The 13,794-nt window shown below is 75.2% G+C and carries 13 protein-coding genes; 8 read left to right on the forward strand and 5 right to left on the reverse strand.

Features of this window, described 5'->3' with window-relative positions:
* Positions 1-9: 9 nt before the first annotated feature.
* The 3 genes from L3X23_RS15090 (at position 10) to L3X23_RS15100 (ending at position 2,594) form a co-directional block, all read left to right on the forward strand.
* Positions 10-573, forward strand: coding sequence for a response regulator transcription factor (locus L3X23_RS15090; protein WP_237192810.1), 564 nt, complete (start codon positions 10-12; stop codon positions 571-573).
* Positions 570-2,081: a sensor histidine kinase gene (locus L3X23_RS36165; RefSeq protein WP_237192811.1), complete on the forward strand. Its 1,512-nt coding sequence runs from the start codon at positions 570-572 to the stop codon at positions 2,079-2,081. The genes L3X23_RS15090 and L3X23_RS36165 overlap by 4 nt, the downstream gene beginning before the upstream one ends.
* Before the next feature lie 84 nt (positions 2,082-2,165).
* The gene (locus tag L3X23_RS15100; protein WP_237192812.1) at positions 2,166-2,594 is read left to right on the forward strand and encodes a PPOX class F420-dependent oxidoreductase; all 429 of its coding nucleotides are present in this window, start codon (positions 2,166-2,168) and stop codon (positions 2,592-2,594) included.
* Between the two features lie 3 nt (positions 2,595-2,597).
* On the opposite strand, the gene L3X23_RS15105 is transcribed toward L3X23_RS15100, so the two are convergent.
* Positions 2,598-3,776, reverse strand: a complete 1,179-nt coding sequence (locus L3X23_RS15105) for a CaiB/BaiF CoA-transferase family protein (protein ID WP_237192813.1) — start codon at positions 3,774-3,776, stop codon at positions 2,598-2,600.
* A gap of 170 nt (positions 3,777-3,946) precedes the next feature.
* Between L3X23_RS15105 and L3X23_RS15110 the strand changes: the two genes are divergently transcribed.
* Complete coding sequence (locus tag L3X23_RS15110; protein WP_237192814.1) at positions 3,947-5,134, forward strand: phosphodiester glycosidase family protein; 1,188 nt, start codon at positions 3,947-3,949, stop codon at positions 5,132-5,134.
* An 11-nt stretch (positions 5,135-5,145) separates the two neighbouring features.
* Positions 5,146-5,703, forward strand: coding sequence for a hypothetical protein (locus tag L3X23_RS15115; RefSeq protein WP_237192815.1), 558 nt, complete (start codon positions 5,146-5,148; stop codon positions 5,701-5,703).
* Between the two features lie 218 nt (positions 5,704-5,921).
* On the opposite strand, the gene L3X23_RS15120 is transcribed toward L3X23_RS15115, so the two are convergent.
* From L3X23_RS15120 to L3X23_RS36605, 3 genes are read right to left on the reverse strand one after another with little or no spacing between them, the layout of a single operon-like run.
* The gene (locus L3X23_RS15120; protein WP_237192816.1) at positions 5,922-7,031 is read right to left on the reverse strand and encodes a homoserine O-acetyltransferase; all 1,110 of its coding nucleotides are present in this window, start codon (positions 7,029-7,031) and stop codon (positions 5,922-5,924) included.
* A gap of 16 nt (positions 7,032-7,047) precedes the next feature.
* Positions 7,048-8,358, reverse strand: a complete 1,311-nt coding sequence (locus L3X23_RS15125; RefSeq protein ID WP_093079326.1) for a bifunctional o-acetylhomoserine/o-acetylserine sulfhydrylase — start codon at positions 8,356-8,358, stop codon at positions 7,048-7,050.
* Between the two features lie 40 nt (positions 8,359-8,398).
* Entirely contained in the window at positions 8,399-8,470 is a 72-nt protein-coding gene (locus tag L3X23_RS36605) for a putative leader peptide (RefSeq protein WP_374204988.1), read from the reverse strand.
* A gap of 49 nt (positions 8,471-8,519) precedes the next feature.
* Between L3X23_RS36605 and yaaA the strand changes: the two genes are divergently transcribed.
* The gene (yaaA, locus tag L3X23_RS15130; protein WP_237192817.1) at positions 8,520-9,260 is read left to right on the forward strand and encodes a peroxide stress protein YaaA; all 741 of its coding nucleotides are present in this window, start codon (positions 8,520-8,522) and stop codon (positions 9,258-9,260) included.
* A 36-nt stretch (positions 9,261-9,296) separates the two neighbouring features.
* Here the strand turns inward: yaaA and L3X23_RS15135 are convergent, their stop codons facing one another.
* Positions 9,297-10,997, reverse strand: a complete 1,701-nt coding sequence (locus L3X23_RS15135) for a gamma-glutamyltransferase family protein (protein ID WP_237192818.1) — start codon at positions 10,995-10,997, stop codon at positions 9,297-9,299.
* A gap of 231 nt (positions 10,998-11,228) precedes the next feature.
* Between L3X23_RS15135 and L3X23_RS15140 the strand changes: the two genes are divergently transcribed.
* Together L3X23_RS15140 and L3X23_RS15145 are read left to right on the forward strand one after the other, a co-directional pair.
* A complete protein-coding gene (locus tag L3X23_RS15140; RefSeq protein ID WP_237198039.1) occupies positions 11,229-11,999 on the forward strand; it encodes a serine protein kinase RIO in 771 nt (256 codons plus the stop codon).
* A 378-nt stretch (positions 12,000-12,377) separates the two neighbouring features.
* A complete protein-coding gene (locus L3X23_RS15145) occupies positions 12,378-13,724 on the forward strand; it encodes a DEAD/DEAH box helicase (protein ID WP_237192819.1) in 1,347 nt (448 codons plus the stop codon).
* Positions 13,725-13,794: the final 70 nt, after the last annotated feature.

Below are 13,794 nucleotides of genomic sequence, written 5' to 3' on the forward strand. Positions count from 1 at the left end.
GTCGCGCTGTTGCGCACGCTCGCGGGCGTCGAGGTCGTCGGCGAGGTCGGGACGGGCGCGGCGGCGGTCCGCGAGACGGCGCTCACCCGTCCGGACGTCGTCATCCTCGACCTCCGCATGCCCGAGCTCGACGGCGTCGAGGCGGCCCGCCGCATCACGGCGGGCTTCCCCGACACCGGCATCCTCGTCCTGACCATGTTCGACGAGGACGAGCTCGTCTCCCAGGCCCTCGCCGCCGGGGCCCGCGGCTACCTCCTCAAGGGCGCCGAGCCGGACGAGATCGAGCGCGCGGTGTGGGCGGTCGCGTCCGGGTCGGCGATCCTGTCGCCGCAGGTCGCGGGCAGGCTGCGGGGGCCGCGCGCCGAGCCCGCTCCGTTCCCCGGCCTCACCCCGCGCGAACGCGAGGTGCTGGTGCTGCTGGCCCGGGGCCTGTCCAACACCGCGATCGCCGCCCACCTCGGCATCGCCCCCAAGACGCTCGGCAACCACATCTCCGCGGTCTTCCGCGGGCTCGGCGTCAGCACCCGCGCCGAGGCGATCGTCCGGGCGCGCGACGGCGGGCTGGGGGCGTGAGCGGCTCCGAGCCCGGCGCGGGGCGGCCGGTCGCGACCGGGCGGCCGTCGCGGATCGGTCTGCTGCTCGCCGCGGTCCTGTCGGTGGCCGCGGCCGTCCCCGCGCTGGACGTGGCGCCCGACGAGACCGGGAGCATCGCCGCCGCCGCGGCGGTCGCCGTGCTCTCGGGCGGGATCGCGCTGGTCACCCTCGCGCTGCTCGTCCCCGCCTGGCGCGGGGTCCGGTGGGCGCAGGTCGTGGTCGCGGTGCTGCAGCTCGTGGCGATCCTCCCGTCGCTCCCGGCGTTCCTGCTGCCCGGCATCCCGACGGTCTGGGTGGTCGCCACCGCGCTGTCCGCGCTGCTCAACGTTCTGGTCTTCGCCCTGATCCTCTCGGTGTTCTCCGCGCTGCTGCTGCACACGGCGGCGGTCGTGGTGGTCGTCGCGGTGTACGCCGGGCTGGTCGCGGCGGTCTCGGCGGCGGTGCCCGCGGAGGCGGGGCGCACCGTGCAGACGATCGCGGCGATCGCGGTGGCCCTGCTCTTCCAGCCCGTGCTCGCCGCGCTGCGCCGCGCGGTGGGCCGGGCCGTGTACGGCGGGCGCGGCGACCCGGCGAGCACGGCGCTCGCGATCCACGGGCGGCTCGGCGAGCCCGCGGCGATCGTCGAGGAGACCCGCCGCGCGCTGCGGCTGCCGCGCCTGGCGCTGACGGACGGCGCGGTCGTCGTCGCGGATTCCGGCGACCCGACGGCGCCGACCGCACCGGTCCCCCTCGACGGCCGGTTCGCGCTGGCCGCGGCCCTGCGGCCCGGGGAGCGCCGGTTGCACCCGGACGACCGCGCCGCGCTGGTCCTGGTCGGCACCCCGCTGGCCCGGCTGCTGCACGCCGTCGAGCTCACCGAGCAGCTGCGGGCCGCCCGCGCCGCGACCCTGGACGCCCGGGAGCGGGAGCGCACCGCGCTGCACCGGGAGCTGCACGACGGCCTGGGCCCGCTGCTGACCGGCGCCGTCCTGCGTGCCGACGCCGCCGACAAACTGCTCGCCACCCGCCCCGAGGAGGCCGCCGCACTGCTCACCACCGCCCGGCAGGAGCTGCGCACCGCACTGCACGAACTGCGCGGCACCGTCTACGGTCTGCGCCCGCTGGAGCTGGAGGAACACGGCCTGTGGGCGGCGCTGCGCAGGCGGGCGGCGGCCGCCGCGCCGATCGAGGTGCACCTCTCCCTGCCCGACGCCGCGCTCCCGCCCGCGGTGGAGGTCGCGGTCTTCCGGATCACGTCGGAGGCGCTCACCAACGTGCGCAGGCACTCGGGGGCGACCTGCGCCCGTGTGGAGATCACCGTCGCCGATGAGGTGGTCGTCCGGGTCACCGACGACGGCGCCCACCCGGGCGCGTGGTCCGCGGGGACCGGGCTCACGTCGATCCGGCACCGGGCCGACGAGCTGGGCGGCACCGCGGAGCTGGGGCCGACGCCGTCGGGCGGCGTGGTGCGGGTCGTGCTGCCGCTGGCCGGTGGGTCTCGGGACTGAGGCCTCGGGACTGAGGCCTCGGGACTGGGGCCTCGAGGCGCCGGTCCGAGGAACAGCCTCGGCGCCGGGACGGTTGGGTCGGATGTGACCGACACCGCAGATCTGCACGCCCTGCTGGCCGAGTCCCGCCTCGGCGTCCTCGCGACGATCAAGAAGGACGGATCGCCGCAGCTCTCGCCCGTCACCCCGTTCTACGACCGGGCGGCCGGCACGATCTCGGTCTCGATGACCGAGGGCCGGGCCAAGACCGCGAACCTCCGCCGGGACCCCCGGGCCGCCCTCGAGGTGACCAGCGCGGACGGCTTCACCTGGGCCACCGCCGAGGGCCCGGTGACGCTCGTCGGCCCCGGCTCCACCCCGGACTCGCCCGAGGTCGAGGCGCTCGTGGACTACTACCGCAAGGCCGCGGGCGAGCACGCGGACTGGGCGGAGTACCGCCAGGTCATGGTCGCCGACCGCCGCGTACTGATGACGATGACCGTCGAGAAGGTCTACGGCGCCCGGATCCGCTGAGGCTCAGAACAGCGTCCCGGCCCGCTGCAGGGCCTCGATGCGGGCGTCGGCGAAGCCCGCCTCGCGCAGGATCTCCGCGCCGTGTTCACCCAGGCGGGGCGCCCCGCGCACCGGCGCCGCGGCGGCGCCGTCGACCGTCACCGGCAGCCGGGGCAGGTCGAGGCCGCCCTCGCTGGGGTGCTCGACGCGTTCGAGCAGCCCGGTCGCGGCCAGGTGCGGGTCGGCGAGCACCTCGTCCAGCCCCAGGACCGGCTGGGCCGGGATGCCGGCGGCCGTGAAGGTCTCGACCCACTCCGCCGTGGTCCGCGCCGGGAGCACCTCGGCGAGCAGCCCGTACAGCTCGTCGATGTGCTCGGTGCGCCCGGTGATCGTGCCGAACCGCGGGTCGGCGGCGAGGTCGGCGCGCCCGACCAGGTCGAAGAACGTGCGCCACTGCTTGTCGGTGTAGACGACGACGCCGAGGTAGCCGTCGGCCGTCCGGTAGGGCCTGCGGTTCGGCGAGGCGGTGCGCGCGTACCCGACCGGCCCCTCGGGCGGCGCGAACACGTGTCCCTGCTGCTGCTCCAGCAGCGTGAACGAGGCCATCGTCTCGAACATCGGCACCTCGACGACCCGGCCCGCCCCGGTCCGCTCCCGGCTCACCAGCGCGGCGCAGATCGCCCCGACGGCCATGAGCGCCACCGTCTTGTCCGCCACGACCGAGCGGACGTACTCCGGCTCCCCGTCCCCGCCCTGCACGGCGGCGAGGCCGCACGCGGCCTGCACGACGTCGTCGTACGCGGCGCGGTCCCGGTAGGGCCCGTCGCCCCCGAAGCCCGGCAGCGCGCAGTAGACCAGGCCCGGCGCCGCCAGCTCGGCGGGCCCGATGCCCAGCGCCGCGACGGCGGCGGGCCGCAGGTTGGTGACGAACACGTCCGCCCCCGCGACCAGCTCGGTCAGCGCCGCGAGCCCCGCGGGGTCCTTGAGGTCCAGCCCGATGCTGCGCTTGCCGTGGTTGGCGGCCAGGAAGACCGGCCCCATCCCCGGGTTGCGGCCGCGGCCGATGTGGCGCACCACGTCCCCGCCCGGCGCCTCGACCTTCACCACGTCCGCGCCCATCCGGGCGAGCAGCATGGTGCAGTAGGGCCCCATGAACGTGGTCGTCAGGTCGACGACCCGGATCCCGTCGAGCATCGGCGCCATGATCGGAGTCTAGGGCGCCCGCATCGCTGGACGGGGTGGCGATCTCGCCCCGACGAGTGACGCCCCTCCCGTCCCATGCGCACCACGTGATCACATCCGTCCCGACAGTCACAACGTCGGGGGGACGAGAAATGCGGATCGGGCGGCTCGCCCTCACGGTGAGTGCGGCGATGTCACTGCTCGTGCCCGGCGTGGCGGCCGCGGACGAGGTCCCGCAGCCGCTCATCGAGTCCGTCGGGCCCGCCGTCGAGGTCGGCCCCGGGGTCACGCACCGCGAGCTCACGACCGACCTCGGCATCGGACGGGTGCAGGCGGACGTCGTCGAGGTGGACCTGACCAACCCCGCCGTGAAGGTGAACCTCCTGTGGCCCGGCGCCGTCGCGGCCCGCAAGACGGTGAAGACCATGGCGGACGGCGTCGGCGCGGTCGCCGGGATCAACGGGGACTTCTTCGACATCGGCCGCACCAACGCGGCCGCGGGACCGGCCGTGCTCGACGGCAGGCCGGTCAAGGGTGCGGTGCCGCAGGGCAGGCGCGCCGCCCCGGCCGTCGACGGCGCCGAGATGGACTACGTGTTCACGACCGACCACCACGGCGTCGCACGGGTGGACCGGATGCCACTGCGCGGCGAGGTGCGCCGCACCGGGATCCGGCTCGTCGCGAACGGCGCCGAGCAGCCGCCGCCGCTGCCGATCGTGGCGCTCAACCAGCACGCCGTGCCCGTCGACGGGATCGGGGTGTTCACCGGCGACTGGGGCGAGGTCGACCGGGCCCGCACCCTGTGCGGTTCCGACGTCGACCGGGACGCGCCGTGCGCGGCCGAGCAGGTCGAGGTCCTGGTCCGAGACGGTCGGGTCGCCGAGGTCCGCCCGCCGCGCGGCGGGACCCTGCCGCCCGGGGAGACCGCGCTGGTCGGCCGCGACCGAGGGGCGGCCGCGCTGCGCAGCCTGTCCGTCGGCGACGAGGTCGCCGTCGACTACCGCCTCGAACCGGCGAGCGGCGCCGCCCCGTACATGGCGGTCGGCGGCAGCCCCATCCTGCGCGACGGGCGACCGACCGAGAACCTGAACGACACCGCGCGGGCCCCGCGCAGCGGTGTCGGGGTGAGTGCCGACGGGCGGCACTTCACCCTGGTCACCGTGGACGGCAGGCAGTCCGACAGCGTCGGCGCCACGCTGCTGCAGTTCTCCCGGCTGCTCGCCGAGCTCGGCCTGGACGACGGGCTGAACCTCGACGGCGGCGGCTCGTCCACCCTGGCCTACCGCGCCCCCGGACACCCCGCGACCACGGTCGTCAACGACCCGTCGGACCCCTCGCCGCGCCTGGTGCCCAACGGGATCGCGGTGTTCTCGGTGTAGTTTCGGGTGAAGTGCGTACTTCTCGACGGGTCGTCCTCGCCCTGCTCGCGGTGGTCCTGCTGGTCGGCGCCGCGGTCGCCGTGGTGCGGTTCGAGGCGGTGGACCGGATCCGGGAACGGGTCGCCCCCGAGCCCTCACCCGGCTGCATCGCCGACGACCCGACGTCGAGCGGCTGCGTCACGCCCGCCACCCTCGCCGCGTACGAGGCCGTGACGGCGCGCTTCGCGGGCGGGCTGGTCGAGTCGACCTGTTGGAGCGAGCACGCCTGGAACCCGTCCAGCGACCATCCCGAGGGCCGGGCCTGTGACTTCTTCCCCACCCGCTACGGCACCTTCGCCGCGGGCGACGACCTGGCCGAGGGCTGGGCGATCGCGCAGTACCTGCGGGACGAGGCCGCCGAGCTGGACGTCCGGTACGTGATCTGGCAGGGCCGGATCTGGTACCGCGGCGCCTTCTTCGCCGACGCGGACGGCGGCTGGGGCCGCCCGTACGACGGCGGCGGCGTGTACGACGCCGAGGACGCGACGGGCGGGCACTACGACCACGTCCACGTCAGCATCCGCCGCTGACGCGCGCGCCCGCCGATCGTCGGACCGGCCTGACGCGTGGGACGCCCAAGCGTCGCTGAGCGGTGCTTGGGCGTCCCAAGCGTCAAACCCCCCGACAGTGACACTCGGGCGTCCCAAGCGTCACTCAGCGACGCTTGGGCGTCCCAAGCGTCAAACCCTCCGACAGCGACGCTTGGGCGTCCCAAGCGCCGCTCAGCGGTGCTTGGGACGCCCAAGCGTCAGCCGGCGAGGAGTTCGCCCGCGAGCCGACCCACGGTCTCCCACTCGATCAGGAAGCCGTCGTGCCCGTAGGGCGAGTCGATGATCTCCAGCCGCGCCCCCGGGATGCCCGCGGCCAGCTCCTCCTGCTGCGCCACCGGGTAGAGCCGGTCCGAGCTGATCCCGACGACGAGCGTCCGGGCCGTGACCCGGGCCAGCGCCGCGGCCACTCCCCCGCGCCCCCGGCCGACGTCGTGCGCGTTCATCAGCTCGGTGAGCCGCACGTAGGAGGCGGCGTCGAAGCGGTGCACCAGCTTCGCGGCGTGATGGTCCAGGTAGGACTCGACCGCGTACCGCCCGCCCTGGGCCGGGTCCTCGCCCGGCTGCGCCTCCCGCCCGAAGCGGGTGTCGAGCTCGGCGCCGCTGCGGTAGGTCAGGTGCGCGATCCGTCGCGCGACGCCGAGCCCGCGGTGCGGTCCCTCGCCGGGCGGCAGGTCGTGGTAGTCCCCGCCGTGCCAGCCCGGGTCCGCCTTGATCGCCGCGATCTGGGGTGCGGCCCAGCCGATCTGGTCCGCCGCCGAGGCCGCGGGCGAGGCCAGCAGCATCAGCCGCTCGACCCGCTCCGGCGCCGTGACGCCCCACTCGAGCGCGCGCATGCCGCCCATCGACCCACCGATGACCAGCGACCAGCGCGCCACCCCGAGCCGGTCCGCGAGCGCGAGCTCCGCGCGGACCGCGTCCCGCGCGGTGACCACCGGGAACCGGCTGCCCCAGGGCCGCCCGTCCGGTGCCGTCGACGACGGTCCGGTCGAGCCCTGGCAGCCGCCGACGACGTTGGGCGCCACCACGAAGTAGCGCTCGGGGTCCAGGGCGCGGCCCGGCCCGATGAGGTCGCCCCACCAGCCGGGGGTGGGGTGCCCGGGCCCCGCGGGTCCGGTGACGTGGGTGTCCCCGGTCAACGCGTGCAGGACCAGGACCGCCGGGGAGTCCGGTGAGCCCCAGGTCTCGTAGGACAGCCGGACGTCCAGCTCGCCCCCGGCGTCCAGGGCGACGGGGCCGACGTCGAGGAACCGACGTCGGCCGGGATCGGACCCCTCCCGCCACGCACCGGTGGCGGGAGGGGCGTCCACGAGCGTCAAGACCGGGTCAGGACTTCGCGGCCCGGAAGCCCGCGTCGAGGTCCGCCTTGATGTCCTCGATGCCCTCGAGGCCGACCGACAGCCGGATCAGGCCCGGTCCGACACCCGTCGACAGCTGCTCCTCGCCGGAGAGCTGGCTGTGGGTGGTCGACGCCGGGTGGATCACCAGGCTGCGCACGTCGCCGATGTTGGCCAGGTGGCTGTGCAGCTCCAGCGCGTCGACGAACCTCTTGCCCGCCTCGACGCCGCCGCGGATGTCGAACGCCACCACGGCGCCCGCCCCGCGCGGCAGGTACTTCTGCGCCAACGCGTGCCACGGGCTCGACGGCAGACCCGCGTAGTAGACCTTCTCCACCTCGTCGCGGGCCTCGAGCCACTCGGCCACGGCCTGCGCGTTCTGCACGTGCCGCTCGATCCGCAGCGACAGCGTCTCGATGCCCTGGATCAGCAGGAACGAGTTCAGCGGGGCGATCGCCGGGCCGAGGTCGCGCAGCAGCTGCACCCGGAACTTGATCAGGAACGCCAGCGGGCCGAGCGCCTCGGAGTAGTTCAGCCCGTGGTAGCTCGGGTCCGCCGTGGTCAGGCCGGGGAAGCGCTCGGCGTGGGCCGCCCAGTCGAAGTTCCCGGAGTCGACGACGACGCCGCCGATGCTCGTCCCGTGCCCGCCGAGGAACTTGGTGGCGGAGTGGATGACGATGTCGGCGCCGTGCTCGATGGGCCGCACCAGGTACGGCGTCGGCACCGTGTTGTCGATCAGCAGCGGCACGCCCGCCTCGTGCGCGAGGTCCGCGACCAGGCGGATGTCGAGCACGTTGGACCGCGGGTTGCCGATGGTCTCGGCGTAGAACGCCTTGGTGTTCGGGCGGACCGCGGCGCGCCACTCCTCGGCGTTGTCCGGGTCCTCGACGAACGTGACGTCGATGCCCAGCTTCGGCAGCGTGTAGTGGAACAGGTTGTACGTGCCGCCGTAGAGGCTCGCCGACGACACGAAGTGGTCCCCGGCCTGCGCGATGTTGAGGATCGCGAGGGTCTGGGCGGCCTGCCCGGACGCCACGGCGACGGCCCCGATGCCGCCCTCGAGCGCGGCGACCCGCTGCTCCAGGACGTCCTGGGTCGGGTTCATGATCCGGGTGTAGATGTTGCCCAGCTCGGCGAGCCCGAACAGCGCGGCGGCGTGGTCGGTGTCGCGGAAGGTGTAGGACGTCGTCTGGTAGATCGGGGTCGCCCGGGCACCGGTGGCGGTGTCGGGGGCGGCGCCCGCGTGGACCTGCTTGGTCTCGAAGGACCAGGCGGCGGTGGGGTCGACGGGATCGGACACGAGGGTCTCCAGGTGATCTTCGGTGTAGGGCGCGGGGTCGTCAGCGCCCGCGACAGGCGGCGCTGGTCACGCGCAGGAGATCGACGTGCCTGCGCGACACGAGGAGGATCACGACTGGGACCGTAACGGGGTCGTCATACGGGCACAACTAACCTCGGCCTGTGCTCGTCCTGCTTCCCCCGTCGGAGACCAAGCTCGCCGGCGGCGACGGTCCGCCGCTGGACCTCGCCGCCCTCTCGCACCCGGCGCTGGACGCGGTGCGCAAGCCCCTGCTCGACGAGTTGGTCGAGCTCGCCGCGGACCTGCCGGCCGCCCGCGCGGCACTCGGCGTGTCGGAGCGGCAGGACGCCGAGATCGCCCGCAACGCGGCGCTGTGGACCTCGCCGACCCTGCCCGCGATCACCCGCTACACCGGTGTGCTCTACGACGCGCTCGACGTCCGGTCCCTGACCCGGGCGGGCCGCGCCCGGGCCGACGCCCGCCTCGCCGTCGGGTCGGCCCTGTTCGGGCTGGTCCGGGCCGGGGACCCGATCCCGGCCTACCGGCTCTCGGCGGGGTCGACGCTCCCGGGCGGCGGCACTCTCGCGGCGCGGTGGCGCCCCGTCCTGGAGCCCGTCCTGGCCGAGGTCGACGATCTCGTGGTGGACCTGCGCTCGGGCTCCTACGCCGCCTTGGCCCGGGTCCCCGGCGCGGTCACGGTGAACGTCCTCGCCGAGCGCCCCGACGGCACGCGCTCGGTGGTCAGCCACCACAACAAGTCCCACAAGGGCGGCCTGGCCCGGCTCCTGGCCACCACCCGCGCCGAGCCGAGCGACGCGGCGGGCGTGGCCCGGATCGCCCGCAAGGCGGGTCTGACGGTCGAACGCAAGGCCGACCACCTGGACCTCGTCCTCCCCGCCTGATCCGGGGCGACACACGCGTCCGAAGCCGGGCGGGTCTCAGCGACCGGCTGCGTAGCCCTGGGCGCCGCGGGGGTTGGCGGCGGCGCCCAGCTCGCCGGTGCGCGGGTCGCGGGTGACCACCGACAGCCGCCCGAGGCTCCACGGTCCCGCGTCGACCACCTCGTGGCCGCGGGCCCGCAGGCCGTCGAGCACCGCGGGGCCGAGCCTGCTCTCGGCCACCACGCCGTGCGGGGTCCAGGTGCGCGGCCAGAAGGAGCCCGGCATCGCGGTCGTGTGTAGGGCGGGTGCGTCGATCGCCTCCTGCGGGCTCATCCCGAGCACGAGGGTCCGCAGCAGGTAGAGCAGCTGCCACTGGTCCTGCTGGTCGCCGCCGGGGGTGCCGAGGGCGCCGACCGCCTCGCCGTCGCGCAGCAGCAGGGTGGGGCTCAGGGTGGTCCGCGGGCGCAGCCCGGGGGTCAGCGCGGCGGGCGACGCCGGGTCCAGCCAGGTCATCTGCAGCCGCGTGCCCAGGCAGAACCCGTACCCGGGGACCGTCGGCGAGGACTGCAGCCACCCGCCCGACGGCGTCGCGGAGACCATCGTCCCCCAGCGGTCGACGACGTCGAGGTGGCAGGTGTCCCCGCGCGTCGCCCCGTCCCGGGCGACCGTCGGCTCCCCGGAGCCTGCGAAGCTCGTGGAGCCGTCCTGCGGGGGCCCGTCGAGCTCGAGCGGCGGCACGTACCCACCCTCGCTCACCCGGTAGCCCGCCGACCGCTCCCCGACGAGCGCGGCCCGGTCCCCCGACGGCGTGAACCCGCGCCCGTCGCCGTAGAACCCCTCGCGGTCGGCCAGCGCCAGCTTGAGCACCTCGACGACCGTGTGCGCGCCCTCCGCGGTCGAGGGGTCCAGGTGCGGCAGCCGGTCGAGCATCGCCAAGGCGTGCAGCAGGACCGGTCCCTGGCTCCAGGTGCCCGGCTTGGCGACGGTCGTCCCGCGGAAGTCGAGGGTCATCGGCTCCTCGAGCGCGGGCCGGAACGCGGCGATGTCGGCGGCGGTGAGCACGCCGGCGTGGTCGCGTCCGTCCGAGTGCCGGTGGGGCACCGCGGCGGCCGCCGCCATCGCCTCGGCGACCTCGCCCTCCTGCCAGACCCGCCGCGCCGCCTCGATCCGGGCCTCCCGGGTGTCGCCGCCCGCGTCCCGCAGCAGGCGCAGGGTGCGCGCCCAGTCCGGGTTGGTGAAGGTGTCCCCCTCCTGCAGCCACAGCGCCGCGGAGGCGGGCCAGTGCTCGCGGAAGAGGCTCTCGACGGCCGCGATCGTCCCGCGCAACCTCGGCAGCGCGGGGAAACCGGTCTCGGCGTAGTGGATCGCGTAGTCCAGGACGTCCGCGAGCTCCCAGGTCCCGTGCTCGGCCAGCAGCCACAGCCAGGTCGTCGTGGCGCCGGGGACCGCCGCGGCCAGCGCGCCCGCGCCGGGCACGGAGTCGAAGTCCGCGAAGCGTTCCCGCGTCGCCCCCGCGGGCGCCGCACCCTGGCCGCAGATCACCCGGGGGTCCCTGCCGCGGGGCGCGAACATCGCCACCAGGTCCCCGCCCGGCCCGTTGAGGTGCGGCTCCACGACCTGCAGCACGAACCCGCCCGCCACGGCGGCGTCCACCGCGGTGCCGCCGCGTTCGAGCACCGACTGCGCCGTCGCCGTCGCGAGCCAGTGGGTGGAGGCGGACATGCCGAAGGAACCGCGCAGGGTCGGACGGGTGGTCATGGCCCGACCGTAATTCGTTGGACGCCGTCCGTACGGTCGGGGCAGAGACGTGGAAGAGGTGAGCCGACGTGACGACCGCCGCCCGGATGGCGGCGCGCCCCGGCGCGCCCACCCGCATCCGCACCCCGCGCTGAGGGTCGCTCGCGTGGGGTGATCACCCCACGTCTGGAGACACCCCCGGTGCCCAAGCCCCGTTTCGACGACGACGACTTCGTCCCACCCACCCCCGTCCTGTCCGAGGACCCGGACCTGCCGCCCGAGGGCGACCGCTGGTCCACCTGGACCGGCGCGCAGCACGGCCCCGAACCCCGCCCGAGCTGGGTGGTGACCGCCCACGGCGCGGTCGACACCGAGCTGGGCGTGCTCAAGTCCGGCAAGGAGGCCGACGTCCACCTGATCGACCGCTCCGGAGTGGTCGTGGCGGCCAAGCGGTACCGGGCGCACAAGGCCTTCCACCGCGACCCCGCCTACCAGGAGGGACGCCGGGTGCGGCGCTCGCGGGAGACCCGCGCCATGGCGCAGCGCACCGCGTTCGGGCGCGAGCTGCTGGCGGGGCAGTGGGCGGCCGCGGAGTTCAGCGCGCTCGCCACGCTGTGGTCGGCGGGCCTGCCGGCCCCCTACCCCGTCCAGCTCGACGACACCGAGCTGCTGCTCGAGTTCGTCGGGCACGGCGAGCAGGCCGCGCCCCGGCTCGCCCAGCTGCGCCCGACACCCGCCGAGCGCGACGACCTGTGGGCGCAGCTCGGCGAGGTGCTGCACGGCCTCGCGCGCCTCGGCTGGGCCCACGGCGACCTGTCCGCCTACAACCTGCTGGTCCACGACGGACGGCTCGTCGTGATCGACCTCCCGCAGGTCGTCGACCTCGTCGGCAACCCGCACGGGGCGGAGTTCCTCGTCCGGGACGTCCGACGGGTGGCGGAGTGGTTCACCGCCCGCGGCCTGGCCGAGGACGCAGGCGAGCACCTCTTCCACTCCCTGGTGGCGGAGGCGGGCCTGACCTGACCGGCGAACGGCGCGTTCGCTCACAACTACTGAGCGAACGCGCCGTTCGCCGTCTCGGGGGGGGGCGAGATCACAGGGTGCGACCACCAGCCCGCCGCTCGACTCCCCTACACTGGAGCCGAGCGCCCGGGCCTCACCGCGCGCACCTGTACGTATCCATTCGGGCGCACTCCCCATCCGCGCCCGGGCTCGTCCCGTGAAGGCGCGGCCATCGCCGCCCGCTCCGCCGTGCGACGTGCCACCGTCCACGGAGGTCTCGTGACCAGCCCGTCCCGCCGCCCTGCCCGCTCTGCGGACCGCGGCACCAGCTCGACCCGTTCGAGCCGTCCCCGCCGCTCCCGCGGCGGCTCCGCTCCCGCCGCCCCGCAGCGTCGGGCCATGCCGCCGGAGGTCCTCTGGACCCCGCCCGCGAGCGGCTTCCCCACCTTCGCCGACCTCGGCCTGCCCGAGCCGGTCCTCAAGGCCCTGGCGAACGAGGGCTTCGCCGACCCCCGGCCCATCCAGGCCGCGACCCTGCCGGACACCCTGGCCGGCCGCGACCTGCTCGGCCGCGGCCAGACCGGCTCGGGCAAGACCCTCGCGTTCGGGCTCGCCCTCGTCTCCCGGCTCGCCGGGGAGCGGGCGCGGCCGAAGAGCCCGCGCGGGCTCGTGCTCGTCCCCACCCGGGAGCTGTCCCAGCAGGTCATGGACGCGGTCGAGCCGTTCGCGAAGGCGCTGGGCCTGACCGTCGCCTCCGTCGTCGGTGGCATGTCGATGAACCGGCAGATCGACACGCTGCGCCGCGGCGTCGACCTGCTGGTCGCCACCCCCGGCCGGCTGACGGACCATGTCACCGAGGGCACCTGCGACCTCTCCGACGTCGAGATCACCGCGATCGACGAGGCGGACCGCATGTCGGACATGGGGTTCCTGCCCCAGGTCAAGCGCATCCTGGACCGCACGCCCGCGGACGGCCAGCGCCTGCTGTTCTCCGCGACGCTGGACAACGAGGTCGCCACCCTCGTCGATCGCTACCTGCACGACCCGGTGACCCGGGCCGTGGCGTCCGCGGCCGCGCCCGTCGAGACCATGGACCACCACCTGTTCCTGGTGCAGCGGGACGACAAGAACCAGATCGTCCAGCAGATCGCCGCCCGCGAGGGGCGCACGATCTTCTTCGTGCGCACCAAGCACGGCGCCGACCGCGTGGTGAAGCAGCTGCGCCGCACCGGTGTGCAGGCCAGCGCGCTGCACGGCGGCAAGGCCCAGAACGCCCGCAACCGCGCGATCGACGCGTTCAAGGACGGCAGCATCCCCGTGCTCGTCGCCACGGACGTCGCGGCGCGGGGCATCCACGTCGACGACGTGAGCCTCGTCGTGCACGTCGACCCGCCGGGCGACCCGAAGGACTACCTGCACCGCGCGGGTCGGACGGCCCGCGGTGGCGAGTCCGGCGTCGTCGTCACGCTGGTGACCGCGGACGAGCGGCGAGACGTCGACACCCTCATGCGGCAGGCGGGGGTGAAGCCGGACGTCAGCACCGCCGCGCCCGGCTCGGCCTCGCTGGTGGACGTCACCGGCGCGCGGGAGCCCAGCGGCATCCCGGTCGAGGCGCCGAAGCCCCCGCAGCAGCAGCCCGCCGCGGGCACCGGGCGGCGACGCCGCAGCGGTGGCGGCGGCGGCGGTCAGGGTGGCGGTCAGCCCCGTGGCCAGGGCCGTCCTCCCCGGCGCCGCCGCGCCGCGTGATCACCGGTTCCGTGCGCTCAGCGTTGCTCGCACCGCCCTGAGCGCACGGAAACCGTGATCATGCAGCACT

The organism is Pseudonocardia sp. WMMC193, assembly GCF_021728735.1.
Lineage (GTDB): Bacteria > Actinomycetota > Actinomycetes > Mycobacteriales > Pseudonocardiaceae > Pseudonocardia > Pseudonocardia oroxyli.

Excerpts from the sequence above, each read along its gene's own strand:
- L3X23_RS15105 (WP_237192813.1), bottom strand. The coding sequence starts at position 3,776 with ATGGCGCCGATGCTCGACGGGATCCGGGTCGTCGACCTGACGACCACG.
- L3X23_RS15110 (WP_237192814.1), top strand. The coding sequence starts at position 3,947 with ATGTCACTGCTCGTGCCCGGCGTGGCGGCCGCGGACGAGGTCCCGCAG.
- L3X23_RS15135 (WP_237192818.1), bottom strand. The coding sequence starts at position 10,997 with ATGACCACCCGTCCGACCCTGCGCGGTTCCTTCGGCATGTCCGCCTCC.
- L3X23_RS15145 (WP_237192819.1), top strand. The coding sequence starts at position 12,378 with ATGCCGCCGGAGGTCCTCTGGACCCCGCCCGCGAGCGGCTTCCCCACC.